General features: G+C 73.2%; 24 protein-coding genes. 15 read left to right on the plus strand and 9 right to left on the minus strand.

Translation table 11 applies throughout. The features are described from left to right. Nucleotides 1–4: 4 nt before the first annotated feature. The 5 genes from ABZZ38_RS01090 to ABZZ38_RS01110 all read left to right on the plus strand — a co-directional run bounded on the left by ABZZ38_RS01090 (nucleotide 5) and on the right by ABZZ38_RS01110 (nucleotide 4,776). Nucleotides 5–1,426, plus strand: coding sequence for an NAD(P)H-hydrate dehydratase (locus ABZZ38_RS01090; RefSeq protein ID WP_356734388.1), 1,422 nt, complete (start codon nucleotides 5–7; stop codon nucleotides 1,424–1,426). Between the two features lie 108 nt (nucleotides 1,427–1,534). Continuing rightward, complete coding sequence (gene alr / locus ABZZ38_RS01095; RefSeq protein ID WP_356734389.1) at nucleotides 1,535–2,728, plus strand: alanine racemase; 1,194 nt, start codon at nucleotides 1,535–1,537, stop codon at nucleotides 2,726–2,728. 19 nt (nucleotides 2,729–2,747) lie between these two features. After that, nucleotides 2,748–3,974 (plus strand): alpha/beta hydrolase, encoded by a 1,227-nt coding sequence (locus ABZZ38_RS01100; RefSeq protein WP_356734390.1) that lies wholly within the window; start codon nucleotides 2,748–2,750, stop codon nucleotides 3,972–3,974. Next, nucleotides 3,946–4,461, plus strand: a complete 516-nt coding sequence (gene tsaE, locus ABZZ38_RS01105; protein WP_356734391.1) for a tRNA (adenosine(37)-N6)-threonylcarbamoyltransferase complex ATPase subunit type 1 TsaE — start codon at nucleotides 3,946–3,948, stop codon at nucleotides 4,459–4,461. The genes ABZZ38_RS01100 and tsaE overlap by 29 nt, the downstream gene beginning before the upstream one ends. A 129-nt stretch (nucleotides 4,462–4,590) precedes the next feature. After that, nucleotides 4,591–4,776: a hypothetical protein gene (locus ABZZ38_RS01110; protein ID WP_356734392.1), complete on the plus strand. Its 186-nt coding sequence runs from the start codon at nucleotides 4,591–4,593 to the stop codon at nucleotides 4,774–4,776. Nucleotides 4,777–4,798: 22 nt separating this feature from the next. Here ABZZ38_RS01110 and ABZZ38_RS01115 read toward each other — a convergent pair whose 3' ends face one another. Beyond that, nucleotides 4,799–5,362 carry a hypothetical protein gene (locus tag ABZZ38_RS01115; RefSeq protein WP_356734393.1) on the minus strand — a complete coding sequence of 188 codons (564 nt, stop codon included), beginning with the start codon at nucleotides 5,360–5,362 and terminating at the stop codon, nucleotides 4,799–4,801. 105 nt (nucleotides 5,363–5,467) lie between these two features. On the opposite strand from ABZZ38_RS01115, the gene tsaB reads away from it, so the two are divergent. The 6 genes from tsaB (at nucleotide 5,468) to ABZZ38_RS01145 (ending at nucleotide 9,840) form a co-directional block, all read left to right on the plus strand. Continuing rightward, a complete protein-coding gene (gene tsaB, locus ABZZ38_RS01120; protein ID WP_356734394.1) occupies nucleotides 5,468–6,124 on the plus strand; it encodes a tRNA (adenosine(37)-N6)-threonylcarbamoyltransferase complex dimerization subunit type 1 TsaB in 657 nt (218 codons plus the stop codon). A gap of 44 nt (nucleotides 6,125–6,168) precedes the next feature. Continuing rightward, nucleotides 6,169–6,657, plus strand: coding sequence for a ribosomal protein S18-alanine N-acetyltransferase (rimI, locus tag ABZZ38_RS01125; protein WP_356734637.1), 489 nt, complete (start codon nucleotides 6,169–6,171; stop codon nucleotides 6,655–6,657). Next, nucleotides 6,650–7,753, plus strand: a complete 1,104-nt coding sequence (gene tsaD, locus ABZZ38_RS01130) for a tRNA (adenosine(37)-N6)-threonylcarbamoyltransferase complex transferase subunit TsaD (RefSeq protein WP_356734395.1) — start codon at nucleotides 6,650–6,652, stop codon at nucleotides 7,751–7,753. The genes rimI and tsaD overlap by 8 nt, the downstream gene beginning before the upstream one ends. Further along, nucleotides 7,750–8,004 (plus strand): hypothetical protein, encoded by a 255-nt coding sequence (locus ABZZ38_RS01135; RefSeq protein ID WP_356734396.1) that lies wholly within the window; start codon nucleotides 7,750–7,752, stop codon nucleotides 8,002–8,004. Before tsaD ends, ABZZ38_RS01135 begins: the two co-directional genes overlap by 4 nt. A 70-nt stretch (nucleotides 8,005–8,074) precedes the next feature. Then, nucleotides 8,075–8,908 carry a polysaccharide deacetylase family protein gene (locus ABZZ38_RS01140; RefSeq protein WP_356734397.1) on the plus strand — a complete coding sequence of 278 codons (834 nt, stop codon included), beginning with the start codon at nucleotides 8,075–8,077 and terminating at the stop codon, nucleotides 8,906–8,908. Between the two features lie 797 nt (nucleotides 8,909–9,705). Next, on the plus strand, nucleotides 9,706–9,840 hold the full coding sequence (locus tag ABZZ38_RS01145; RefSeq protein ID WP_356734398.1) for a hypothetical protein: 135 nt from the start codon (nucleotides 9,706–9,708) through the stop codon (nucleotides 9,838–9,840). A gap of 12 nt (nucleotides 9,841–9,852) precedes the next feature. Here ABZZ38_RS01145 and ABZZ38_RS01150 read toward each other — a convergent pair whose 3' ends face one another. Then, nucleotides 9,853–11,031 carry a methyltransferase domain-containing protein gene (locus tag ABZZ38_RS01150; RefSeq protein WP_356734639.1) on the minus strand — a complete coding sequence of 393 codons (1,179 nt, stop codon included), beginning with the start codon at nucleotides 11,029–11,031 and terminating at the stop codon, nucleotides 9,853–9,855. A gap of 109 nt (nucleotides 11,032–11,140) precedes the next feature. On the opposite strand from ABZZ38_RS01150, the gene ABZZ38_RS01155 reads away from it, so the two are divergent. The 3 genes from ABZZ38_RS01155 (at nucleotide 11,141) to groL (ending at nucleotide 14,420) form a co-directional block, all read left to right on the plus strand. After that, nucleotides 11,141–12,061 carry a polysaccharide deacetylase family protein gene (locus tag ABZZ38_RS01155; protein WP_356734399.1) on the plus strand — a complete coding sequence of 307 codons (921 nt, stop codon included), beginning with the start codon at nucleotides 11,141–11,143 and terminating at the stop codon, nucleotides 12,059–12,061. A 269-nt stretch (nucleotides 12,062–12,330) separates the two neighbouring features. Then, a complete protein-coding gene (groES, locus tag ABZZ38_RS01160) occupies nucleotides 12,331–12,639 on the plus strand; it encodes a co-chaperone GroES (RefSeq protein ID WP_189529651.1) in 309 nt (102 codons plus the stop codon). 152 nt (nucleotides 12,640–12,791) lie between these two features. Continuing rightward, nucleotides 12,792–14,420 (plus strand): chaperonin GroEL, encoded by a 1,629-nt coding sequence (groL, locus tag ABZZ38_RS01165; RefSeq protein ID WP_356734400.1) that lies wholly within the window; start codon nucleotides 12,792–12,794, stop codon nucleotides 14,418–14,420. A 73-nt stretch (nucleotides 14,421–14,493) separates the two neighbouring features. Here the strand turns inward: groL and ABZZ38_RS01170 are convergent, their stop codons facing one another. The 7 genes from ABZZ38_RS01170 to ABZZ38_RS01200 form a co-directional block, all read right to left on the minus strand. Continuing rightward, nucleotides 14,494–15,522 carry a hydroxyacid dehydrogenase gene (locus tag ABZZ38_RS01170; protein ID WP_356734401.1) on the minus strand — a complete coding sequence of 343 codons (1,029 nt, stop codon included), beginning with the start codon at nucleotides 15,520–15,522 and terminating at the stop codon, nucleotides 14,494–14,496. A 16-nt stretch (nucleotides 15,523–15,538) separates the two neighbouring features. After that, the gene (locus ABZZ38_RS01175) at nucleotides 15,539–16,375 is read right to left on the minus strand and encodes a carbohydrate ABC transporter permease (protein ID WP_356734402.1); all 837 of its coding nucleotides are present in this window, start codon (nucleotides 16,373–16,375) and stop codon (nucleotides 15,539–15,541) included. Beyond that, nucleotides 16,372–17,358 carry a sugar ABC transporter permease gene (locus tag ABZZ38_RS01180; protein WP_356734403.1) on the minus strand — a complete coding sequence of 329 codons (987 nt, stop codon included), beginning with the start codon at nucleotides 17,356–17,358 and terminating at the stop codon, nucleotides 16,372–16,374. The genes ABZZ38_RS01175 and ABZZ38_RS01180 overlap by 4 nt, the downstream gene beginning before the upstream one ends. Nucleotides 17,359–17,363: 5 nt before the next feature. Continuing rightward, nucleotides 17,364–18,695 carry a sugar ABC transporter substrate-binding protein gene (locus ABZZ38_RS01185; RefSeq protein WP_356734404.1) on the minus strand — a complete coding sequence of 444 codons (1,332 nt, stop codon included), beginning with the start codon at nucleotides 18,693–18,695 and terminating at the stop codon, nucleotides 17,364–17,366. A gap of 239 nt (nucleotides 18,696–18,934) precedes the next feature. Next, nucleotides 18,935–20,062 (minus strand): substrate-binding domain-containing protein, encoded by a 1,128-nt coding sequence (locus tag ABZZ38_RS01190; RefSeq protein WP_356734405.1) that lies wholly within the window; start codon nucleotides 20,060–20,062, stop codon nucleotides 18,935–18,937. A 387-nt stretch (nucleotides 20,063–20,449) separates the two neighbouring features. After that, nucleotides 20,450–21,223, minus strand: a complete 774-nt coding sequence (locus tag ABZZ38_RS01195; protein WP_356734406.1) for an SDR family oxidoreductase — start codon at nucleotides 21,221–21,223, stop codon at nucleotides 20,450–20,452. A 70-nt stretch (nucleotides 21,224–21,293) separates the two neighbouring features. Next, the gene (locus ABZZ38_RS01200) at nucleotides 21,294–21,962 is read right to left on the minus strand and encodes an MOSC domain-containing protein (protein ID WP_356734407.1); all 669 of its coding nucleotides are present in this window, start codon (nucleotides 21,960–21,962) and stop codon (nucleotides 21,294–21,296) included. A gap of 80 nt (nucleotides 21,963–22,042) precedes the next feature. Here ABZZ38_RS01200 and ABZZ38_RS01205 point away from each other — a divergent pair, with 80 nt between their 5' ends. Further along, nucleotides 22,043–22,936: a LysR family transcriptional regulator gene (locus ABZZ38_RS01205; RefSeq protein ID WP_356734408.1), complete on the plus strand. Its 894-nt coding sequence runs from the start codon at nucleotides 22,043–22,045 to the stop codon at nucleotides 22,934–22,936. The last annotated feature ends 122 nt before the right edge of the window (nucleotides 22,937–23,058 follow it).

Consider the following 23,058-nt stretch of genomic DNA (forward strand, 5'->3'; position numbering starts at 1 on the left):
CCTCATGCGTACCGCTTACCGTGTGGAAACCGTACGGGCCGCCGAGGCCGAGTTGATGGCGCGTCTGCCCGAGGGCGCGCTGATGCAGCGGGCCGCTGCGGGCCTGGCGGCGGCCTGCGCGGGCCTGCTGCGCCGCGTCTACGGAGCGCGGGTCGTCCTGCTCGTCGGCAGCGGCGACAACGGCGGCGACGCGCTGTACGCGGGCGCCCGCCTGGCGCGGCGCGGAGCCGGCGTGACGGCGGTGCTCCTCGGGTCGCGGGCCCACGAGGGCGGTCTGGCGGCGCTGCGCGGCGCGGGCGGCCGGGTCGCCCACGACCCGTACGCCGCCCTGGAGCGGGCCGACCTCGTCATGGACGGCATCACCGGCATCGGCGGGCGCGGCGGGCTGCGCCCCGACGCGGTGCCCGTGGCGCGGGCGGCGCGCGACTGCGGCGCGGTCGTGGTCGCGGTCGACCTGCCGAGCGGCGTGGACGCCGACACCGGCGAGGTCGCGGGGGAGGCGGTACGGGCGGACGCGACGGTGACGTTCGGCGCGTACAAGCCCGGGCTGCTCATCGACCCGGCGCGCGCGTACGCGGGGGCGGTCCGGCTCGTCGACATCGGGCTGTCGCTGCCCGGGGCGCCGGAGCTGGAGGCCCTCCAGCACGCCGACGTGGCCCGGCTGCTGCCCGTTCCGGCCGGGGAGAGCGACAAGTACCGGCGCGGAGTGGTCGGCGTGGTCGCCGGGTCGGCGCGCTACCCGGGCGCGGCGGTCCTGGCCGTGTCCGGCGCGCTGCGGGGCGGCGCCGGAGCCGTGCGGTACGTCGGGCCCGCGGGCGACGCGGTGCTCGCGCGCTACCCGGAGACGCTGGTGCACACCGGGCCGCCGGCGAAGGCGGGACGGGTCCAGGCGTGGGTGATCGGACCCGGTCTCGGCGACACCCCGGGCGTCGAGGACGTGCTGGCCTCGGACGTACCGGTTCTGGTCGACGCCGACGGCCTGCGGCACCTGGAGCCGGGCGCGGTCCGGTCCCGCCCGGCGCCGACGGTCCTCACCCCGCACGCCGGCGAGGCCGCCGCGCTGCTCGGCGTCGCCCGCGAGCAGGTGGAGGCCGGGCGCCTGGAGGCGGTGCGGGAACTGGCGGCACGGTACGGCGCGACGGTACTGCTCAAGGGCTCGACCACGCTGATCGCCCCGGCCGACGCGGCGCGGCCGGTCCGGGTCAACCCCACGGGTACGGCGTGGCTGGCCACGGCCGGGAGCGGTGACGTCCTGTCGGGCCTGGCGGGCTCCCTGCTGGCGGCGGGCCTGGCGCCGGGCGACGCCGCGTCGGTGGCCGCCTACCTCCACGGCCTGGCGGCCCGCCGCGCCGCCCGCTCGGCTCCGATCGCGGCCCACGACGTGGCGGACGCGCTGCCGGGGGCGTGGCGGGACGTGGTGGGCTGAGCGCGCGACCCCGACGCGGCCGGGGTGCGCCTCCGACGCGGCGGGGGCGCGCCTGTCGGGGCGGGGACACCGGAAGAACCGGGGCGGGCACCTGAGAGACTGGGCGCGATGAGTGAGACACCGGAGACCCTTCGCGCCCGCGCCGAGATCGACCTCGGGGCGCTGCGCGCCAATGTGCGTGCCCTGCGGCGGCGCGTGGGGACGGACGTTCAGGTCATGGGCGTCGTGAAGGCCGACGCGTACGGACACGGGGCCGTGCCCTGCGCACGGGCGGCGTTGGAGGGCGGGGCCACCTGGCTCGGCACCGCCACGCCGCACGAGGCGCTCGCCCTGCGGGCGGCCGGCATCGACGCGCCCGTCCTGTGCTGGCTGTGGACGCCCGGCGGCCCGTGGCGGGCGGGGATCGAGGCCCGGCTCGACATGACGGTGAGCGGCCTGTGGGCCCTGGAGGAGGTCACCCGCGCGGCGCGCGAGGCCGGCCGGGTCGCACGCGTCCAGCTCAAGGCCGACACCGGCCTCGGGCGGAACGGCTGCCAGCCCGCCGACTGGCCCCGGCTCGTCGGCGAGGCGCTCAAGGCGCAGTCCGAGGGGCTGATCCGGGTCACCGGCCTCTGGTCCCACTTCGCGTGCGCGGACGAGCCCGGACACCCCTCCATCACCGCCCAGCTGGACACGTTCCACGAGATGCTGGCCCACGCCGAGAAGGCCGGTGTGGAGCCCGAGGTGCGGCACATGGCCAACTCCCCGGCCACTCTCACCCTCCCCGAGACGCACTTCGACCTCGTCCGGCCCGGGATCGCCATGTACGGCGTCTCGCCGAGCTCGGAGATCGGTCCGGCCGCGGACTTCGGCCTGCGAGCCGTGATGCGGCTGGTGGGGAGCCTCGCGCTGGTGAAGAACGTGCCGGGCGGGCACGGCGTCAGCTACGGCCACCACTACGTCACCGAGCGCGAGACCACGCTGGGTCTCGTCCCCCTGGGGTATGCCGACGGCGTCCCCCGGCACGCCTCGGGCCGGGGGACGGTGCTGGTCGGCGACAAGGTGCGGACGGTCGCCGGGCGGGTCGCGATGGACCAGTTCGTCGTCGACCTCGGAGGGGATGTCGTCGAGCCGGGTGCACAAGTCGTGCTGTTCGGGGCAGGCGACCAGGGTGAGCCGACCGCCGAGGACTGGGCCCGGGCCGCGGACACGATCGCGTACGAGATCGTGACCCGGATTGGATCGCGGGTACCACGCGTCTATACGGACGTGACGCCCACGGATGTGACGCCCACGGACGCGTCGCACGCGAGCGGGACCTGACCGACGAGGAGCAGGCGTGGTGAGTGAGACCAGCGCGGTGGAGGCCGCGGCGGCCGGCAACTGGCGCCGCGCCGGTTTCGCCGGTACCGCGATAGGCGTCGTCGCGGCGGGCGCGGCGGCCGGCGTGGCCATGGAGCGGCTCACGGTCGGGCGCGGCATGCGCAGGAAGGCGCGCCTCGCGCTGGACGCGGCGGGCCCCTACGGCGCGCTGCGCGGCACCCCGGGCCGCGCCGCCGCCGACGACGGCACCGAGCTGTACTACGAGGTCGACGAGGCCGAGGCGGAGAGCACGGCGGAGAGCGGCGCGCCCGCACCGCGCCGGCGCCGTCTGTTCGGCAGCAGGACGCCGACGCCCGTCACCGTCGTCTTCAGCCACGGCTACTGCCTCAACCAGGACTCCTGGCACTTCCAGCGCGCCGCCCTGCGCGGCCTGGTGCGCACCGTGCACTGGGACCAGCGCAGCCACGGCCGCTCCGGGCGCGGTGTCGCCCAGCGGCTGGGACCGGACTCGGTGCCGGTCTCCATCGACCAGCTCGGCCGCGACCTGAAGGCCGTCATCGACGCGGCGGCGCCCGAGGGGCCGCTCGTCCTGGTCGGGCACTCGATGGGCGGCATGACGGTGATGGCGCTGGCCGACCAGTACCCGGAACTGATCCGCGAGCGGGTCGTCGGCGTCGCGTTCGTCGGTACGTCGTGCGGCCGGCTCGGCGAGGTGAACTACGGGCTTCCGGTGGCGGGCGTCAACGCCGTACGGCGCGTGCTGCCGGGCGTCCTGCGGGCGCTCGGCTCACAGGCGCAGCTGGTGGAGCGGGCCCGCGGGGCCACCGCGGACCTCTTCGCGGGGCTCATCAAGCGGTACTCGTTCTCGTCGCGGGACGTGGACCCGGCGATCGTCCGGTTCGCGGAGCGGATGATCGAGGGCACGCCGATCGACGTGGTGGCGGAGTTCTACCCGGCGTTCACCGACCATGACAAGTCGGACGCGCTGGGCGTCTTCGCCGAGGTGCCGGCCCTCGCCCTGGCGGGCGACAAGGACCTGGTCACACCGAGCTCGCACACCGAGTCCATCGCCGATCTGCTGCCGGACGCGGAGCTGGTCATCGTGGAGGACGGCGGGCACCTGGTGATGCTGGAGCACCCGGAGGTGGTCACCGACCGCCTCGCCGACCTGCTGGTGCGGGTGGGCGCGGTGCCGGCAGCGACTAACGTTGGCACCTATGGAAGCACCGCACAGCCCGGCGGCTGAGCCGGCCGAGGCCACCGCCCGATTCACCCTTCACACGCCCGAGGAGACGCAGGAGCTCGGTCGCGCGCTCGCGAAGCTGCTGCGCCCCGGTGACCTGGTCATGCTCAACGGAGAGCTCGGCGCGGGCAAGACGACCCTGACGCGCGGGCTCGGCGAGGGGCTCGGCGTGCGCGGGGCGGTGACGTCCCCGACCTTCGTCATCGCGCGCGTCCACCCCTCGCTGGTGGGCGGACCCGCGCTTGTCCACGTCGACGCGTACCGGCTGGGCGGCGGCCTCGACGAGATGGAGGACCTCGACCTGGACGTCTCCCTGCCCGACTCCGTGGTGGTCGTGGAGTGGGGCGAGGGCAAGGTCGAGGACCTGACCGAGGACCGGCTGCACGTGGTGATCCACCGGGTCGTCGGCGCGACCGACGACGACCGGCGCGTGGTGACGCTCACCGGGCTCGGGACGCGCTGGGCGGGCGTGGATCTGACCCTGCGGTAACGGCACGCCGTACTTTCCGACAAGACGTCGGCACAATGTTGCGCCGTACCTCCGACGCGTGGTCACATGGATACCAGGACCTGGTTAGGTCTACCTAACTACGCCCGCCCCGGAGCCGAGGAGGCGACCATGACGACGTCGAAGCAGGATGTGTCCATGCGTGATCTGCTGGCGTCGTGCGCGGCGGCCAGCGCCGTGTCCACGCCGCCCCGGGCAGGCGCGGAAGGCGACGACGAGGGCGTGCGGGGCGTACAGGACGTACACGACGGGCGTGACGCACCGGAGGAGCGGGACGAGACGCCCGAGGCCGCGTAGCGCCCGTGCGGGAGGTCACCCGTTACGGGACGACGACGACCTTCGAGTTGACCGTCGCGAACGTCCACATCGCGTCGCCGTCCGGCCGCGTCATCCGGATCCCGCCCGTCCTGCGCGCCGGGTCCGGGGTGGGCATCGTGCCGTCCACCGCCGCGCTGAAACCGATCGTCACCCCGTCGATGTGCGCGAACCGCACCACGTGCTCGATCGGGACGCCGTCGGAGCCGGGCACCTGGCCCGAGCGGGACGTCACCGTGTACGTACCCGGCTTCGGGTGCACGGTGCTCGGCGCCACCGTGAAGGTGCGCGTCACCCGGTTCTTCCCGTCCACGAGCCAGACCCGCTTCTCGCCCAGCGCGTACACGACCCGCGTACCGGTGCCCGACTTCAGCGGCAGGGCCGCCGGGTCCTCCGCCGGCTGCTTCGGGCCGCCCGGCGCGGGAGCCGACGGCGACGAGCTGGGGGCGGACGGGGCGGCCGCGAGGTCGGCGGGGGCGTTCGCCGAGGCCTGGTAGGCGAGGAAGCCGACCACCGCCAGCGCCGCCGCGGTGAGCCCGGCCACGAATCCCGAGCTGCTCCTTGCCACCCTGCTGCCCACCTCTCGACCCGTACGTATTGATGTGACGGTAGCAGCAGCACACCTGAGGACCGGGGCGCCGTGCCCCGGCCCGCGGAGCCGTAGGCTGTTCGCGTGCTGTTGCTCGCCATGGATACCGCCACGCCCGCCGTCACCGTCGCCCTCCACGACGGGGACTCCGTCATCGCCGAGTCGAGCCAGGTCGACGCCCGCCGCCACGGGGAGCTGCTGCTGCCCGCCGTCCACCGGGTGCTCCGGGAGGCCGGCCGGGAGCTCGACGCCGTGACCGGCATCGTCGTGGGCGTCGGCCCCGGCCCGTACACGGGGCTGCGGGTCGGGCTCGTCACCGCCGCCACGTTCGCGTCCGCCCTCGGCGGCGTACCGGTGCACGGGCTGTGCACGCTGGACGGGCTCGCGTACGCCTCCGGGATCGACGAGCCGTTCGTCGTCGCGACGGACGCCCGCCGCAAGGAGGTCTACTGGGCGCGGTACGACAACAGCCGCACCCGCGTCACCGGCCCCGCCGTCGACCGCCCCGCCGACATTGCCGACCAGGTCGCCGGCTTCCCGGCGGTCGGCGCCGGCGCGCGGCTGTACGGCGAGGTGTTCCCGGACGCCCGCGACCCCGAGCACCAGTCGGCATCCGCCCTCGCCGCGCTCGCCGCCGCCCGGCTGAGGGCGGGGGAGCCGTTCGAGGAGCCCAGGCCGCTCTACCTGCGGCGCCCCGACGCGCAGGTGCCCAAGAACTACAAGGTGGTCACCCCGAAGTGACCCCCACGACCCCTGCGGCCCCCGCCCTGGCCACGCTCCGTGAGATGCGCTGGTGGGACATCGCACCGGTCCTGGAGCTGGAGCGGGAGCTGTTCCCCGAGGACGCCTGGTCGGAGGGCATGTTCTGGTCCGAACTCGCCCATGCCCGCGGGCCGGGGGCCACCCGCCGCTATGTGGTCGCCGAGACCCCGGGCGGCCGGCTCGTCGGCTACGCGGGCCTCGCCGCGGCCGGCGGCCTCGGCGACGTCCAGACCATCGCCGTCGCCCGCGACCAGTGGGGGACGGGCCTCGGGGCCCGGCTCCTGACCGATCTGCTCCAGCACGCCACCGCCTTCGAGTGCGACGAGGTGCTCCTCGAGGTGCGCGTGGACAACACCCGCGCCCAGAAGCTGTACGAGCGCTTCGGCTTCGAACCGATCGGCTTCCGGCGCGGCTACTACCAGCCGGGCAACATCGACGCGCTCGTCATGCGCCTGCGCGTACAGGACGCACCGGACGCACCAGACGTACAAGGAACTGAGACTCATGGCTGACGAACCCCTCGTCCTCGGCATCGAGACCTCCTGCGACGAGACCGGCGTCGGCATCGTCCGGGGCACGACCCTGCTCGCGGACGCCGTCGCGTCCAGCGTCGACACCCACGCCCGGTACGGCGGCGTCGTACCCGAGATCGCCTCCCGCGCCCACCTGGAGGCGATGGTCCCGACCATCGAGCGCGCCCTGAAGCAGGCGGGCGTCTCCGCCCGGGACCTCGACGGCATCGCGGTCACGGCCGGCCCCGGCCTCGCGGGCGCGCTCCTCGTCGGCGTCTCGGCGGCGAAGGCGTACGCGTACGCCCTGAACAAGCCGCTGTACGGCGTGAACCACCTGGCCTCGCACATCTGCGTCGACCAGCTGGAGCACGGCCCGCTGCCCGAGCCGACGATGGCCCTGCTGGTCTCCGGCGGCCACTCCTCCCTGCTGCTCGCGCCCGACATCACCGCGGACGTGCGGCCGTTGGGCTCGACCATCGACGACGCGGCGGGCGAGGCGTTCGACAAGATCGCCCGCGTGCTGGACCTGGGCTTCCCCGGCGGACCGGTGATCGACCGGCTGGCCCGGGAGGGCGACCCGGACGCCATCGCCTTCCCGCGCGGGCTGAGCGGGCCGCGCGACCCCGCGTACGACTTCTCCTTCTCCGGCCTGAAGACCGCCGTGGCCCGCTGGATCGAGGCCAAGCGCAACGCGGGCGAGGAGGTGCCGGTACGGGACGTGGCGGCGTCCTTCCAGGAGGCCGTCGTCGACGTGCTGACCCGCAAGGCCGTACGGGCCTGCAAGGACGAGGGCGTCGACCACCTGATGATCGGCGGCGGTGTGGCGGCCAACTCGCGGCTGCGGGCGCTCGCCGAGGAGCGGTGCGAGCGGGCCGGGATCCGGCTGCGGGTGCCCCGGCCGGGGCTCTGCACGGACAACGGCGCGATGGTCGCGGCGCTGGGCGCCGAGATGGTGGCGCGCAACCGGCCGGCCTCCGACCTGGAGCTGTCGGCGGACTCCTCCCTGCCGGTGACCGACCCCCACGTACCCGGTCACGGCCACGACCACGACCACGACCACGTGCACGAGGTCAGCAAGGAGAACCTGTACTCGTGACGGTCACCCTGATGTGGGAGGCCCGCGCGGTTCCCGGCCGGGGCGCCGAACTGCTGGAGTGGGCGCGGGCGCGGGACCTCGCCGCCGAGCCGGTACGCCGGGAGACGTTCACGGCGCCCGGCGACCGCGTGCTGGTGCTCACCTGGTGGGACGCCCCCTACGACGCGGACCTCCCCGAACTCCCCGAACCGGCCGCCGGCCTGGTCACCCGCCCCGTGCACCGCTGGCGTTTCGAGTCCCACGGGACGTGACGCAACCCCGCGCCCGGATCAGCCGTCAAGCAGTACGCAGTGATCAGGCGTACGAACATGGGGTTGCAGGGTGGGGAAGAACATCGCGGGCGCGGCGGCACTGGCCGTCGCCGCCCTGCTCATATCGGGCTGTACGGCGCGGAGCGCCGCCGCACCGGCGCCCGCGCCCACCGCCGTCACCGCCGCGCCGCCCAAGGCACAGGACGGGGCGCCGGACCGCTCGGCGGCGGCGTACGGGAAGTGGGGGCTCAAGCCCTTCGCGGCGCCGCCCGCGCCGCCCGGGGTCAAGCCCGTGAAGACCGGCGGCGGGCACGTACCCGTCATCAGTGAGATACCGACCAAGGACAAGGTCGTCTTCCTCACCTTCGACGACGGGGCCGAGAAGGACCCGGAGTTCGTCACGATGATGCGGGACCTGAAGGTCCCCTTCACGATGTTCCTGACCGACGCGGCCATACGCGGCGACTACGGCTACTTCACGCCGCTGAGCAAGCTGGACGGGGCCGGGGTCGCCAACCACACCCTGACCCACCCGAACCTCCGCACCCTCGGGGCCGCGGCCCAGCAGCGGGAGATCTGCGGCCAGCAGGAGAAGCTCGGGAGGACGTACGGCACCACCCCCCGCCTCTTCCGCCCGCCCTACGGCAACTGGAACGAGGACACGCGGGCCGCGGCGGCCCGGTGCGGTGTCGAGGCGATCGTGCTGTGGCGCGAGTCGATGCAGATCACCAACATGCAGTACCAGCGCGCCGACAGGAAGCTCCGGCCCGGCGACATCGTCCTGGCCCACTTCCGCGGACCGCGGGATCTGAAGGGCACGTCGATGACCGGGATGACGGCCAACATGCTGCGCCACATCCAGGAGCAGGGCTTCACCGTCGCCCGCCTCGAGGACTACGTCTGAGAATCCCCATGTTCTCCGCGCCGGGTGCCGATCCGGCCGCTCCCCGTTCGACGGAGGAGTCGAAAGACGGGGAACAGCCCCGCTCCCGCACCCGAGGAGACGGCCGTGCCGCGCTGTCCGACGATGATCCGCACCGACGAGAAGAACACGCCCCCCGGGGGCCGCAGCCCCGAGCCGGCCGAGGCGGGGCGGAGCTCGAACGGGCGTCGTCGCTCACGCGCGACGCGCGGGAGAGGGCCCTGCCGATCGAACGATCACGGACGCCGGCCTCGGGCCATGCGCCGTGACCCCCTGCCCCCGCCCCCTCCGCCCGCGCGTTCGCGCACCCGGCCGGAGCGCGACGCCCTGCTCGCCGACCGGGCGCGGGCCATGGAAAGCCTGGTGCGGCGGATTCTGGGCGGCAGGCGGCTGACGTCGTTCCTGTCGATGCTGGCGGTACTGCAGTGGTGCTGGTTGCTCGTCGGCGCCGCGCATGTCGCTGGACGACGACCTGGTGGACCCCCTCGTGGGCATGTCGGCGGTCTTCGGGGTGTGTCCGGGGCCGGCCGCCCTGATCGGGTCCGGCTTCGTCGTGGCGTTCGCCGTCCGCCGGGACCGGGCGGCGCGCGCACTGCTCGCCGAGTGGTCGGCGCCGGCCGGTGACCCCGAGCGCGACGCCCGCTTCCGGGCGCCCGTGCTCAGCCTCGTCTGGCTGCTGCTCGGGTTCGCGCTGTGCGCGTGGGGCCTGTGGCTCTGCTTCGCCGTCCCGGCCTCGGCCCGCCCGGGCTCGGACACGTACACCGAGGTCGCGAAACGCCATGGGCGCCGGACTCATCCTCTGGGTGCACGGCCTGATCGCCGTGGCCAAGGCGGTGGGCCACTACCGCTGGGCGGTCCGCCCGGTGACGGCGACCCCGGTCGGCGGGGCGCCCGGGGCGGGCGCGCGCCGCTGACCCGGCGGGCGGCTACGCGGGACGGCCGATCAGCATCGTCGGCGCCCCCGCCACCCGGGTCAGGAACACCGTCGCCGCGTTGCGGCCCTTCGGCTTCACCTTGCGGCGGAGTTCCTCCGGTTCGACCGCCGAGCCGCGCTTCTTCACCGTCAGGGTGCCGACCTCGCGCTCGCGCAGGAGGGCCTTCAGCTTCTTCACGTTGAAGGGCAGCCGGTCGGTGATCTCGTAGGCCGTGGCGTACGGGGTGGGGCGCAGCACATCCGAGGTGATGTACGCGATCGACTCGTCGATCAGCCCGCCGCCGAGCTCCTCGGCGACCTCCGCGACCAGGTGGGCGCGGATCACGGCGCCGTCGGGCTCGTACAGGTAGCCGCCGACCTCGCGGACCGGCGGGTTCGGCAGGCCGCGGCCGGTCAGGGTGCGCGGGCCGGGCAGGAGCGTGGCGGTGATCGCGCCGGGGCGGGTGCCGAACCAGAGGACCGCCTCCTTCACGTCACCGGAGTCCGAGATCCACTCGGCCTCGGCCACGTCCGGGATCGCCTCGTGCGGGATGCCGGGGGCGATCTTCAGCGCGGCGTGCGGTGCCTCACGGGCCGCCCGGACGGCCCAGGAGAGCGGCGGCGAGTACGCCTCGGGGTCGAAGATCCGGCCACGTCCGCCGCGCCGGGCCGGGTCGACGAACACCGCGTCGTACGCCGAGGTGTCGACCTGAGTGACGTCCGCGCAGCGCACCTCGATCAGGTCGGCCAGCCCCAGTGCCTCGGCGTTCGCACGGGCGGCCTCGACGGTCAGCGGGTCGCGGTCGACGGCCAGGACGCGGATCCCGGCGCGGGCGAGCGCGAGGGCGTCGCCGCCGATTCCGGAGCACAGGTCCGCCACGCTGCGCACCCCGAGGTCCCGGAAGCGCGCGGCCCGGTGGGCGGCGACCGTCGCCCGCGTCGACTGCTCGACCCCGTGGGGCGTGAAGTACATCCGGTACGCGTCCCGCGCGCCGAACTTGGCCACCGCCCGCTGCCGCAGCCGCGCCTGCCCGATCGCCGCCGTGACCAGCTCGGCCGGGTGTTCGCGGCGCAGCCGGGAGGCGACGGCCAGTTCCTGTGCGGGGTCGTGGTCGCGCAGGGCGGCGAGCAGGGTTCGGCCCTCGTCGGTGAGGAGCGCGGAGAAGGCGGCGAGATCGGTCACCCGGCCCATTGTGGGCCAGGAGGGGGATGGTGCGCGCGGGGCGGCGGTGTCGGCCGGGCGGCGGGCCGCGGCGCTGACAGGATGCGGCGCCATGCAGCTAGTAAGACAAACAGCACAAATGAGTAATGGTCGGCGGTTGGGGTGGCGGCGGGCGCGTCTGACGCTCACCGCCCTGCTTCTCGCCACGATCGCCTCGGCCTGCGCGACGCGGTCCGGCGACGAGGTCACCCCCGCCGCCGGTCAGCCCGAGCCGCAGCGGGGCGCCGCCGCCGGACCGGCCGGCGCGCTCAGCGCGTACGTGGAGAGGGTCAGGCGCGCACACGCCGCCCGCGCCGTCGTCGCCCGCAAGTGGGGACTGCGGCAGGCCCCGCTGCTCGCGCCGCCGCCCCCCGCGCCCGCCGACAAGCCGAAGATCACGTTCCGTAAGGGCTTCGAGGTCGGCGACGCCACCCTGCCGCCGGTCTTCACCACCGTCCCCACCAAGGAGCGGATCGTCTTCCTCACGATCGACGACGGTGCGGAGAAGGACCCCGAGCTGCTGCGGATGATGACCGAACTCGACATCCCGTACAGCGCCTTCCTCAGCGACTACGTGGTCAAGGACGACTACGGCTACTTCAAGAAGATGCGGGACGGCGGCACCGCCCTGCACAACCACACCCTCAACCACCGCTACATGCCCGCCCTCTCGTACGCGGAGCAGAAGCAGGAGATCTGCGGCCAGCAGGACATCATCGAGAAGCGGTACGGCAAGCGCCCCGCGCTCTTCCGGCCCCCCTACGGCAACTACAACGCCGACACGCTGCGGGCGGCCCGGGCCTGCGGCGTCAAGGCCGTGCCCCTGTGGGCGGCGGAGGCGTTCCCCGACCACATGGAGTGGCGCGAATGGGACCGGGACCTGCACCCCGGCGACATCATCCTCACCCACTTCCGCGGCAAGCAGGAGTGGAACGGCAGCATGGCGGACATGATCCGGCACGTGATGAACGTCGTCACGACCAAGGGGTACGCGGTGGCCCGGCTCGAGGACTACGTGTAGGCCCGCGACGCCGTCCGGAAAGCCCCGCGCCACGCGCTCCGGAGCGCCCGCGCCACGCGCTCCGGGGCGCCCCGCGCGAAACGCCGCGCCGTCGTGAATTGGCACTCCGCTTGACCGAGTGCTAACCGCGGCCATAGTCTCGGCTCTGGCACTCCCCGCAGGAGAGTGCCAACACAGCGACGGGCAGGTCCGGCACCCGCGACGACGGATCCACCTGGTCGCCACCTCAGACAGTTGACCCCGAGATCTCCGAAGGGGGAGGTCGGATCGTGACGACCACCAGCTCCAAGGTTGCCATCAAGCCGCTTGAGGACCGCATTGTGGTCCAGCCGCTCGACGCCGAGCAGACCACCGCCTCTGGCCTGGTCATTCCGGACACCGCGAAGGAGAAGCCCCAGGAGGGCGTCGTCCTGGCCGTGGGCCCGGGCCGCTTCGAGAACGGCGAGCGCCTGCCGCTCGACGTCAAGGCCGGCGACATCGTGCTGTACAGCAAGTACGGCGGCACCGAGGTGAAGTACAGCGGCGAGGAGTACCTCGTCCTCTCGGCTCGCGACGTGCTCGCGATCGTCGAGAAGTAAGTCACCCCGAAGCAGAGAATGCTTTGAGCTGCGCCCCTGGCCGCCCCGCTGATTCCATACCGCCGGGCTGCGAGGGGCGCGGTTCGTTTCACGCGATGGCGGCCGTTACAGGCGCGGCCGAGGATCGCAATCGAGAGGACTGATTCAGCCCCATGGCGAAGATCCTGAAGTTCGACGAGGACGCCCGTCGCGCCCTCGAGCGCGGCGTCAACAAGCTCGCCGACACCGTCAAGGTGACCATCGGCCCCAAGGGCCGCAACGTCGTCATCGACAAGAAGTTCGGCGCGCCCACCATCACCAACGACGGTGTCACGATCGCCCGCGAGGTCGAGATCGAGGACCCGTACGAGAACCTCGGCGCCCAGCTGGTGAAGGAGGTGGCGACCAAGACCAACGACATCGCGGGTGACGGCACCACCACCGCCACCGTCCTGGCCCAGGCGCTCGTCCGCGAGGGTCTGCGCAACGTCGCCGCCGGCGCCTCCCCGGCTGCCCTGAAGAAGGGCATCGACGCCGCGGTCAAGGCGGTCTCCGAGGAGCTCCTCGCCACCGCCCGCCCGATCGAGGACAAGGCCGACATCGCCGCCGTGGCCGCGCTCTCCGCGCAGGACCAGCAGGTCGGCGAGCTCATCGCCGAGGCGATGGACAAGGTCGGCAAGGACGGTGTCATCACCGTCGAGGAGTCCAACACCTTCGGTCTGGAGCTGGACTTCACCGAGGGCATGGCCTTCGACAAGGGTTACCTGTCCCCGTACATGGTGACCGACCAGGAGCGTATGGAGGCCGTCCTCGACGACCCGTACATCCTGATCCACCAGGGCAAGATCTCCGCGATCACGGACCTGCTCCCGCTCCTGGAGAAGATCATCCAGGCCGGCTCCTCCAAGCCGCTGCTGATCATCGCCGAGGACGTCGAGGGCGAGGCCCTGTCGACCCTGGTCGTCAACAAGATCCGCGGCACCTTCAACGCGGTCGCCGTCAAGGCGCCCGGCTTCGGTGACCGCCGCAAGGCGATGCTCGGCGACATGGCCGCCCTCACCGGCGCCACCGTCATCGCCGAGGAGGTCGGTCTCAAGCTGGACCAGGCCGGCCTGGAGGTGCTCGGCACCGCGCGCCGCGTGACCGTCAGCAAGGACGACACCACGATCGTCGACGGCGGCGGCAAGTCCGAGGACGTCGTCGGTCGGATCAACCAGATCAAGGCCGAGATCGAGTCCACGGACTCCGACTGGGACCGCGAGAAGCTCCAGGAGCGCCTCGCGAAGCTGGCCGGCGGCGTGTGCGTGATCAAGGTCGGCGCCGCCACCGAGGTGGAGCTGAAGGAGAAGAAGCACCGTCTGGAGGACGCCATCTCCGCGACCCGCGCCGCGGTCGAGGAGGGCATCGTCTCCGGTGGTGGCTCCGCTCTGGTCCACGCCGTCAAGGTCCTGGAGGACAACCTCGGCAAGACCGGCGACGAGGCCACCGGTGTCGCGGTCGTCCGCCGCGCCGCGGTCGAGCCGCTGCGCTGGATCGCCGAGAACGCCGGCCTCGAGGGCTACGTCATCACCGCGAAGGTGGCGGAGCTCGACAAGGGCCAGGGCTTCAACGCCGCGACCGGCGAGTACGGCGACCTGGTGAAGGCCGGCGTCATCGACCCGGTCAAGGTCACGCGCTCGGCGCTGGAGAACGCCGCGTCGATCGCCTCCCTCCTCCTCACCACCGAGACCCTCGTGGTGGAGAAGAAGGAAGAGGAGCCGGCGGACGCGGGTCACGGCCACGGTCACGGCCACTCCCACTGACACGCCCGGTAACGAGAGCCGAGGCCCGGTGCCCCCGTCGCGGGGGCACCGGGCCTCGCTCGTTGACGTGGGCCTATGCCGAGCGGCTCAGCTCCGACGGCCGTACCGGATCGGCGAACGGCACCCCCCGCACGTAGCGCTCCAGCTCGTCCAGGGCCTGGTCCGCCATGCGGTGCAGCTCGTTGCCGAGGGAGCCGGCGATGTGCGGGGTCAGCAGGACGTTGGGAAGGCGGTAGAGGGGCGAATCCGGGGGCGGCGGCTCGGGGTCGGTGACGTCCAGGACCGCGTGGAGGCGCCCGGCGGTGAGGTGCGGCAGGAGCGCCGTCCCGTCGATGAGGGAGCCGCGTGAGGTGTTGATGAGCGTCGCTCCGTCGGGCATCAGGGCCAGTTGGGCGGCGCCGATCAAGTGGTGGGTGGCGGGCAGCTGCGGCGCGTGGACCGAGACGATGTCCGCGCGGGCACACAGGTCGTCCAGGGACATGGGCACGACACCGAGGGCGGCGGCCTCGCCGGCCGTCACGTACGGGTCGTACAGCAGCACCTGTACGTCGAAGGGGCGCAGCAGTTCGATCACACGGCGGCCGATGCGGGACGCGCCGACGACGCCGACGGCGCGGCGGTAGTTGCCGCTCGTGGCGAGCTCCCCCTGCCAGTCGTGGGCGGTGCGCAGCTCCGCGTAGCGCCGGGCGGCGCGCAGGACGTGCTTGCCGGCGAGGAGGATCGCGGCGAGCGTGTACTCGGCGACGGGCAGCGCGTTCGCGGCGGCGGCCGAGGTGACGGCGATCCCGCGCGCCCAGCAGGCCTCCGTGACGTGGTGCTTGACCGAGCCCGCGGCGTGGACGACGGCGCGCAGCCGGGGGGCCCGCTCCAGGACACCGGCCGTCAGGGGGGTGGCGCCCCAGCAGGTGAGGAGGACCTCCGCCTCGGCGAGCGCCGCCGCGACGGGCGGCTCGGGCGCGGCCAGGTCGTGCGCGACGAGCCGGGGGTCGGTGCGCGTCAGGGCGGTGAGACGGGCACGGTGGGCGTCGGTGAGCAGGCGGTCCGCGATGCCGGGGCCCATGGCGAGCAGCAGAGCGGGCCGGTGGTCGGTGGTGTGGCGCATGGGGGAACCGGGCTCCTCACTTGACGCTGCCGGCGGTCAGACCGGACTTCCAGTGGCGCTGGAGCGAGACGAAGGCAACGACCAGGGGGACGACGGCCAGCAGGGAGCCGGTGACGACCAGGGGGTAGAAGCCGGGTTCGGCATGGGCGTTGCTGTTCCATGCGTACAGGCCGAGGCTCAGCGGGAAGAGGTTCTGGTCCGAGAGCATCACCAGGGGGAGGAAGAAGTTGTTCCAGATGGCGGTGAACTGGAAGAGGAAGACCGTCACGAGGCCCGGCATGAGCATGCGCAGCCCGATGGACCAGAAGGCGCGCAGCTCGCCGGCCCCGTCGATACGGGCGGCCTCCAGGGCCTCCTTCGGGATGTAGCCGGCGCTGAAGACGCGGGAGAGGTAGACGCCGAAGGGGTTGACGAGGGCGGGGATCAGCACGGCCCAGTAGGTGTTGACGAGCCCCGTCTCGCTGGCGAGCAGGTACATGGGCAGGGCGAGCGCGGTGGTGGGCACCAGCACGCCCAGCAGGACGACGCCGAAGAGCTTCTCCTTGCCCCGGAAGTCGTACGTGTCGAAGGCGTAGCCCGCGGCGACGCAGATGAGGGAGCAGACGGCGGCGCCGCCTCCCGCGTACAGCAGGCTGTTGAGGTACCAGCGGAAGTACACCCCGTCGCCGTGCTCGGCCAGGCGGGCCAGGTTGCCGCCGAGGTCGAAGCCGTCGAAGGAGAAGGCGTCGCCGGCCAGCAGGCCGCCCGCGTCCTTGGTGGCGGCGGTGACCAGCCAGACGAGGGGGAAGAGCATGTACGCCGCCGACAGGGCCAGGGCTCCGTTGACGGCGGTGCGCGACAGCAGGCGACTCATGCGTGCCTCTCCTTCCGGCGGCCGGTGAGGCGGGTGACGGCGAAGGACAGCAGCGCGGCGGTGAGCGCGAGGAGCACGGAGGCGGCGGCCGCGAGCCCGTAGTCGTTGCGGTCGAAGGCCGCGGAGTACGCGTACATGTTCGGTGTCCAGGTGGAGGTGACGGCGGAGCCCGTGCCCCTGCTGAGGATGAGCGGCTCGGTGAACAGCTGCAGCGAGCCGATGACGGTGAACAGGGCGACCATCCCCAGCGACGCGCGGATCAGCGGGACCTTGACGCTGAACGCGACGCGCCAGGCGCCGGCGCCGTCGACCGTGGCCGCTTCGAGGACGGACCGGTCGATGGCCTGGAGCGCGGCGTAGAAGATCACCAGGTTGTAGCCCAGCCACTCCCACAGCGCGATGTTGACCACGGAGGGGAGGGAGCCCTCGGGGGAGAAGAAGTCGAAGCCGATGCCGCCGGCCTCCATGGCCCGCACGACCGGGCTGAGCTGGGGTGTGTAGAGGTAGACCCAGATCAGTGCGGCGATGATGCCGGGCACGGCGTGCGGCAGGAAGAGCGCCAGCTGGAAGAAGCGGCGGGCGCGGGCGAGCGCCGAGTCGAGCAGCAGGGCGAGGGAGAGCGCTCCGGCGAGCAGCAGCGGAATGTAGAACAGGCAGTATCCGAGGAGAACGCCGAAGCCCTCGCGGAAGGCCCGGTCGGCCAGCGCCGCCCCGTAGTTTCCGAGCCCGACGAAGACGGTGTCGGTGCCACCGAAGCCCAGCCCGGACTGCTTCTCGGTGAACAGGCTCAGCCGGACCGCGTATCCGATCGGCACCACCATCACCGCGGTGAACAGGGCGAAGAAGGGCGCCAGCAGGAGGGCGGCGGCCCCGGCCCGGGCACGGCCGTGGGTACGGGCGGCCGTACGCGTACCGGCGGTGGCGGTCGTGGTGGCGGCGGTCGTGGTGGTGAGGGCTGGGGCTGGGGCGACGCGGGCCTTCATCGGTGTCAGCCCTCGACCTTCAGACCGCGCCTCTTCAGCTCGGCGACGGTCGCGTCATGGCCGGTCTTCACGGCCTCGGCGATGGTGGTGCCGCCGCTCGCGACCTTGCCGAACCGGTCCTTGATGGCGGTGTTGGTCGTGCCGGTGGCCGGGCCCCAGGCCCAGTGGGGGCTGATGGCGGCACCGGCCCGCTCGAAGAGCCGGTAGATGTCCTGGCCGCCGTAGAAGCCGGCGTCGAAGGCCTTCTTGGCGACCGGGCGCAGCTCGGTGGCGGCGGGGAAGGCGCTGGAGGTGCCGGAGGCGATGCGGGCCTTGACGCCCTCCTCGGTGGTCGCCATCCAGGTGGCGAACTCGACCGCCGCCTCAGCCTTCTCGCTGTCCTTGGTGACGGCGAAGGTGGAGCCGCCGAGCATGCCGCCGGCGGGCTTGCCGTCCCAGCTGGGCACCGGGGCGACGGCCCACTTGCCGCTCTGCTCGGGCAGGGTGCCCTTGAGGACGCCCGCGCCCCAGGAGGCGCCGAGGTAGCCGAGGGTGGTGCCGTTCTTGAGGGAGCCGGTCCACTCGGGGCTGAAGGAGGCGTCGTTGTGGACGAGGTCGGCGTCGAGCAGGCCCTGCCAGTAGGCGGCGACCCTGGTGGTGGCCGGGTCGGTGGTGGTGATCTTCCAGGTGTCGCCCTCGGCCTTGAACCACTGGGCGCCCGCCTGCCAGGCCATCGCCTGGAACGTGGTCGGGTCGTCGGGGAAGAAGGTGGCGATACGGGCCTTGGCGTCGGCCTTCTTCACCTTCTCCGCCGCCGTCCGGAACGCGGCCCAGGTCGCGGGGGTCTCGATGCCGTACTTCGCGAACAGGTCCTTGCGGTAGTAGAACGCCTGCGGCGCGGCGTCGAAGGGGACGGCCCAGATCTTCCCGCCGAGCGTGGTGAGCTCGACGGCCTGCGGCAACAGCTTCTTCCTGTCGGCGTCCGGGAAGTGGGCGCTTATGTCCTGGAGCGCGCCCTGGCTGACGAACTCGGGGAGCGAGGGGTACTCGATGGAGACCAGGTCGGGCGCGTTGCCGGCCTTCACCGCGTTGGAGATCTTGGCGTAACCACCGGCGGCACCGGCCGGGATCTCCTCGAACGTCACCTGGATGTCCTTGTGCGACGCGTTGAACGCGTCGACGACCTCCTTGGAGCCCTTGGCCCAGCCCCAGAAGGTGATGGTGACCGGCTTGCCGTCGCCCCCCGGCGCTGACGCGTCGCCACCGCCACCGCCGCCGCACCCCGTGAGCACGGCGAGGGCGGTGGCGGCGGCGAGGAGGGCTATGACGGGCGGAGTGCTTCTCACGCTGCGGCTCATGACGGGCTCCTGTACGGACGGCGACACGGACGGACGGTGTGGCCGCGATACTTGGGGCACTCATGAGCGAAGTCAAGAGCGAAAGATTGTTTGATCGAAAAAAGATCAGAACGGTTCGCGCCTTGCATGGGGGTCGGAGGGTTGGCCGCGGGCGCGGCCGGCGGGGTGGCTCACGGCGCGGTCGGTGAGGTTCAGCCGGTGGCCGGCCGGCCGGGCGCGTGCCGACACCGACCGGCGCGTCAGCGGGAAGTCGTCGCGCTCTTCGCGCCGCACGACGCCCGGACGCGCAGCGTCGGCAGCAGGGAGAGGTGCCGCCTCGGCTCCTCGTCGCCCCGGCCGTCCTCGGATTCCGCGCCGCCGGTGAGCCGCTCGACCAACAACTCCGTGGCCAGCCGGCCGACGTGGCGCTTGGGCGGGGCGACCGCGGTCAGCGGTGTGTCGGCAAGGGCGGCGACCTCGTCGTCGTACGCGATCAGCGCCAGGTCCCGCGGCACCCGTACGCCCAGCTCGGCGAGGCGCTGCACCATCTGGATGGCGTCCACGTCGTTGTGGACCAGGGCCGCCGTCGCCCCGCCCGACGTGATCGCGGCGCTCAGCGCGCGTACCGCCGCCTCGAACCCCTCCGGGTCCAGCTCCCCCGGTACCGAGTCGATCACCGGGCCGGGGCTCGTGAGCCCCAGCGCGGCCAGCGCCTCCGTGTACCCGGCGCGCACCGCGAGCGCGGTCGGACTGTCCGAGCGGGCCACCAGCAGCGGCGCCCCATGCCCCAGGCCGACAAGATGGCGTACGGCGAGGACCACTCCGTGCCGGTGGTCCGACGACACCCGGTCCAGACCGTCCAGCGGCGAGCCGGGCATGGCGCGCCGCTCCAGCAGCACGGTCGGTACGGGCAGGTCGGCGATCCAGTCGCTGTGCTCGGCCTGGTCACCTGCCCCCCGCCACCCCGGGGCGACCAGCAGCCCTTCCGCACCGGCGGCGAGCAGGCCCTCGGTGCGCGACCGGTCGTCCTCCGGCCGGTAGTCGCAGATGCGCAGGATCAGCCGGGCACCGGCCCCGGCGGCGGCCTCGCGCGCTCCACGGATGATCTCCGCGAAGTAGTAGGTGGCGGAGGGCGCGAGCAGCCCGAGTACCGGACCGACACCGCCGTCGCCGCTGGTCAGGCGCTCTCCCGCGCCCGGACGTCGCGGCCAGGAGACCTGGCCGTGCGCCCGGTCGAGCAGCCCCCTCGCGGCCAGGGCCTCCACGTCGCGGCGCGCGGTGACCGGGGAGACGCCCAGGTGGGCGGCCAGGTCCGAGACCCGCGCCGTGCCGCGCTCCCGGACCAGGGCGAGCAGTCGGTCATGACGGGCAACAGCGCTCTCACGCACGGCGGAAGTCCCCCTTGAGGTCGTGGTGGCTCTTCAGACCCTAATCCAGATGATCGAACGGGGGGAGTTTCGATCATTCGATCTGACGCGTTGATGTCGACCAGGCACGCCTGCTGATTCCGGGAGGTGCCGACCACCCGGGGTGCGACAGCGGCAACGGCAGTGGCAGGAGGGGGACAGGGGGCGCGACACGGCGGACCCGGTGCTCCGCCCCGACGTCGGGCTCGGCACCGGCTCCCCGGCCCTGACCGCGGAGGGGGGATGCCGTCATGGACGGCAAAGGCGGTCAGGGCTGCTTCGGCAACGGCGTGCCTTCGACGCCGGCCCCGCACCTCCGCGCGGACGAGGGGATGGCGTCAACCTGCCAGGAGCGGAGCCGCAGTTCCGCTACTGCGGCCCGTACGTGCGGCCCGCCCGGGAGCTCACGGCACCCAGCAGGCCGCGCGGTGCCAGCTTCACCACACCCATCAGCGCCTTGTACCGCGGGTCCGGGATGGACAGCGTCCTGCCGCGCGCCAGGTCCGCCAGCGCCTCCCGTACGAGCTTGTCGGCGTCCAGCCACATCCAGTTGGGGATGTTGTCCGTCCCCATCCCGGCCCGCTGGTGGAACTCGGTCCGCACGAAGCCGGGGCACAGCGCCATCAGCCGCACCCCGCTCCCCGCCATATCCCGCGCCGCGCCCTGCGTGAACTGCACGACCCACGCCTTGGACGCGCCGTACGTGCCGCGCGGCAGGAAGGCGGCGACCGACGCGACGTTCACCACGCCGCCCCGCCCCCGCTCCCGCATCGGCCCCGTCGCCGCCGCCGTCAGCCGCAGCACCGCCTCGCAGTGCACCTTCAGCATCTTCAGCTCGTCGGCCATCGAGACCTCGAGGAACCGGCCCTTGTTGCCGAAGCCGGCGTTGTTCACCAGCAGGTCCACCGGATGCCTGGCGTCGGACAGCCGCGCCTCCACGGCGGCGATCCCGTCGTCCTGCGAGAGGTCCGCGGCCAGCACCTCCGCCTCGACGCCGTGCCGGTCGTGCAGCTCGGTCGCCTGTTCCCGGAGCCGTTTCACATCGCGGGCCACGAGCACCACGTTGCGGCCCTCCGCCGCCAGCCGCCGCGCGAAGGCAGCCCCGATTCCCGCCGTCGCGCCCGTAATCAGTGCAGTCGTCATACGCGGCACGTTAGTGCCCCGCGGCGGAGCGCAGTGCGCCGCGGGGTGGGACCGGCGCGGCCGGCCGGGCTCACGAGGCAGACCGCGCGGCGTACTTCAGTGCCGCTTCCCTGATCCCGGGGTCCAGCGCGTCCCCCGCCGCCAGCGTGCGCGGCAGCAACTCCCGCTCCAGGGTGTGGGCCCGGAAGGCGAACGAGGCGGTCACCTCGTGGTCGGGCCGGTGCACGATCTCGACCGGGTCGCCCGCGCGTATCTCCCCCGGTTCGATCACCCGGAGATACGCGCCCGCCCCGGCCCGCCGGGTGAACCGCCTCACCCAGCCCTTCTCGCCGAGCCAGTCCGCGAACGTGCGGCACGGGACCCGCCCGGACGCGACCTCCAGGACCGGCCCCGTCCCGATCCGCCACCGCTCGCCGATCAGCGCCCCGCTCACCTCGATACCGGACGTGGTGAGGTTCTCCCCGAACACGCCGTTGGACAGCGGGCGTCCCAGCTCGGCCTCCCACTGGTCCAGGTCCTCGCGCGCGAAGGCGTACACCGCCTGATGGGTCCCGCCGTGGAAGCGCAGATCGCAGACCGCGTCACCGGCCAGCCCGCTCGCGCCCACGCCCCGGGGGCCCGGGTCGGCCACCCACACCGCGGCGTCCGTGGGCCGCTTGTCGATCCCCGTCATGCCGCTCGGCGCGTCGGTGTACGTCACGGCCTTCGGCCGCCCCACGTTCACGGTCAGAATTTTCATGGCGGCACGGTAACGCCCTATGCCTCAAAGAGGAGGGTGAATACTTCGCCCCGGAGCCAAGCAACGCTTATGGTGGGAGGGTGATCGAAGCCCGTCATCTCCGGGTCCTGCGTGCCGTGGCCGGCACCGGCTCCTTCTCCGCCGCCGCGCGCGAACTGGGCTGCACCCAGCCCGCCGTCAGCCAGCAGATGAAGGCGCTGGAAGCGTCCGCAGGCACCCCGCTGCTGGTGCGTACGGGCCGCGAGATGCGGCTCACCCAGGCAGGCGAGGCCCTCGTCCGCCACGCCGCCGGCATCCTCGCCGGGCTCACCGCCGCCGAGGAGGAGGTCGCCGCCATCGCGGGCCTGAGGGCCGGGCGCGTCCGCCTCGTCTCCTTCCCCAGCGGCAGCTCCACCCTCGTGCCCACCGCCCTCGCCGAGCTGCGCGCCGCCCATCCGGGCACCCGCGTCTCGCTCGTCGAGGCCGAGCCGCCGCGCTCGGTCGAGATGCTGCGCGAGGGCGACTGCGACGTGGCGCTCGCCTTCCGGTACCGCCCGGCCGCCGCCGAGTGGGACGACCTGGTCGTACGCCCGCTCCTCGCCGACCGCCTGGTCGGCCTGGTGCCCGAGGGGCACCGCCTCGCGGACGCGGAGTCCGTCGCGATCGGGGAGCTGGCCGATGAGTCGTGGATCGCGGGCTGCCCGCGCTGCCGCCGCCAGTTGGTCAGCGTGTGCGAGGGCGCCGGGTTCACCCCGCGCATCGACTTCGCGACCGATGACTACCCGGCGGTGATCGGCCTGGTCGGCGCCGGCCTCGGCGTTGCCGTGCTGCCCGAGCTGGCCATCGAATCCGTCCGCCCCCGGGGGGCCCGGATGGTCGCGCTGGAGCCGCCCGTGGAGCGGGAGATCGTCGCCCTCACACTGCCCGACCTCGCCCAGGTCCCGGCGGTGGCCGCCACGCTGGACCACCTGGCGCGAGCGGCCGCCCGGGTGTGACGCGGCCCCGGCCTCCGTCCGTCAGCAGCCTCTCCACGCGCGCGTGGAGCCGGAAAACGCGCGCTTACGTCAAGCGCGTGCTCATGGACACGCGTGCCGACGGCGCGCGTACCCACGCAAAA

It is taken from the genome of Streptomyces sp. NPDC006368 (genome assembly GCF_040612535.1).
Classification (GTDB): domain Bacteria; phylum Actinomycetota; class Actinomycetes; order Streptomycetales; family Streptomycetaceae; genus Streptomyces.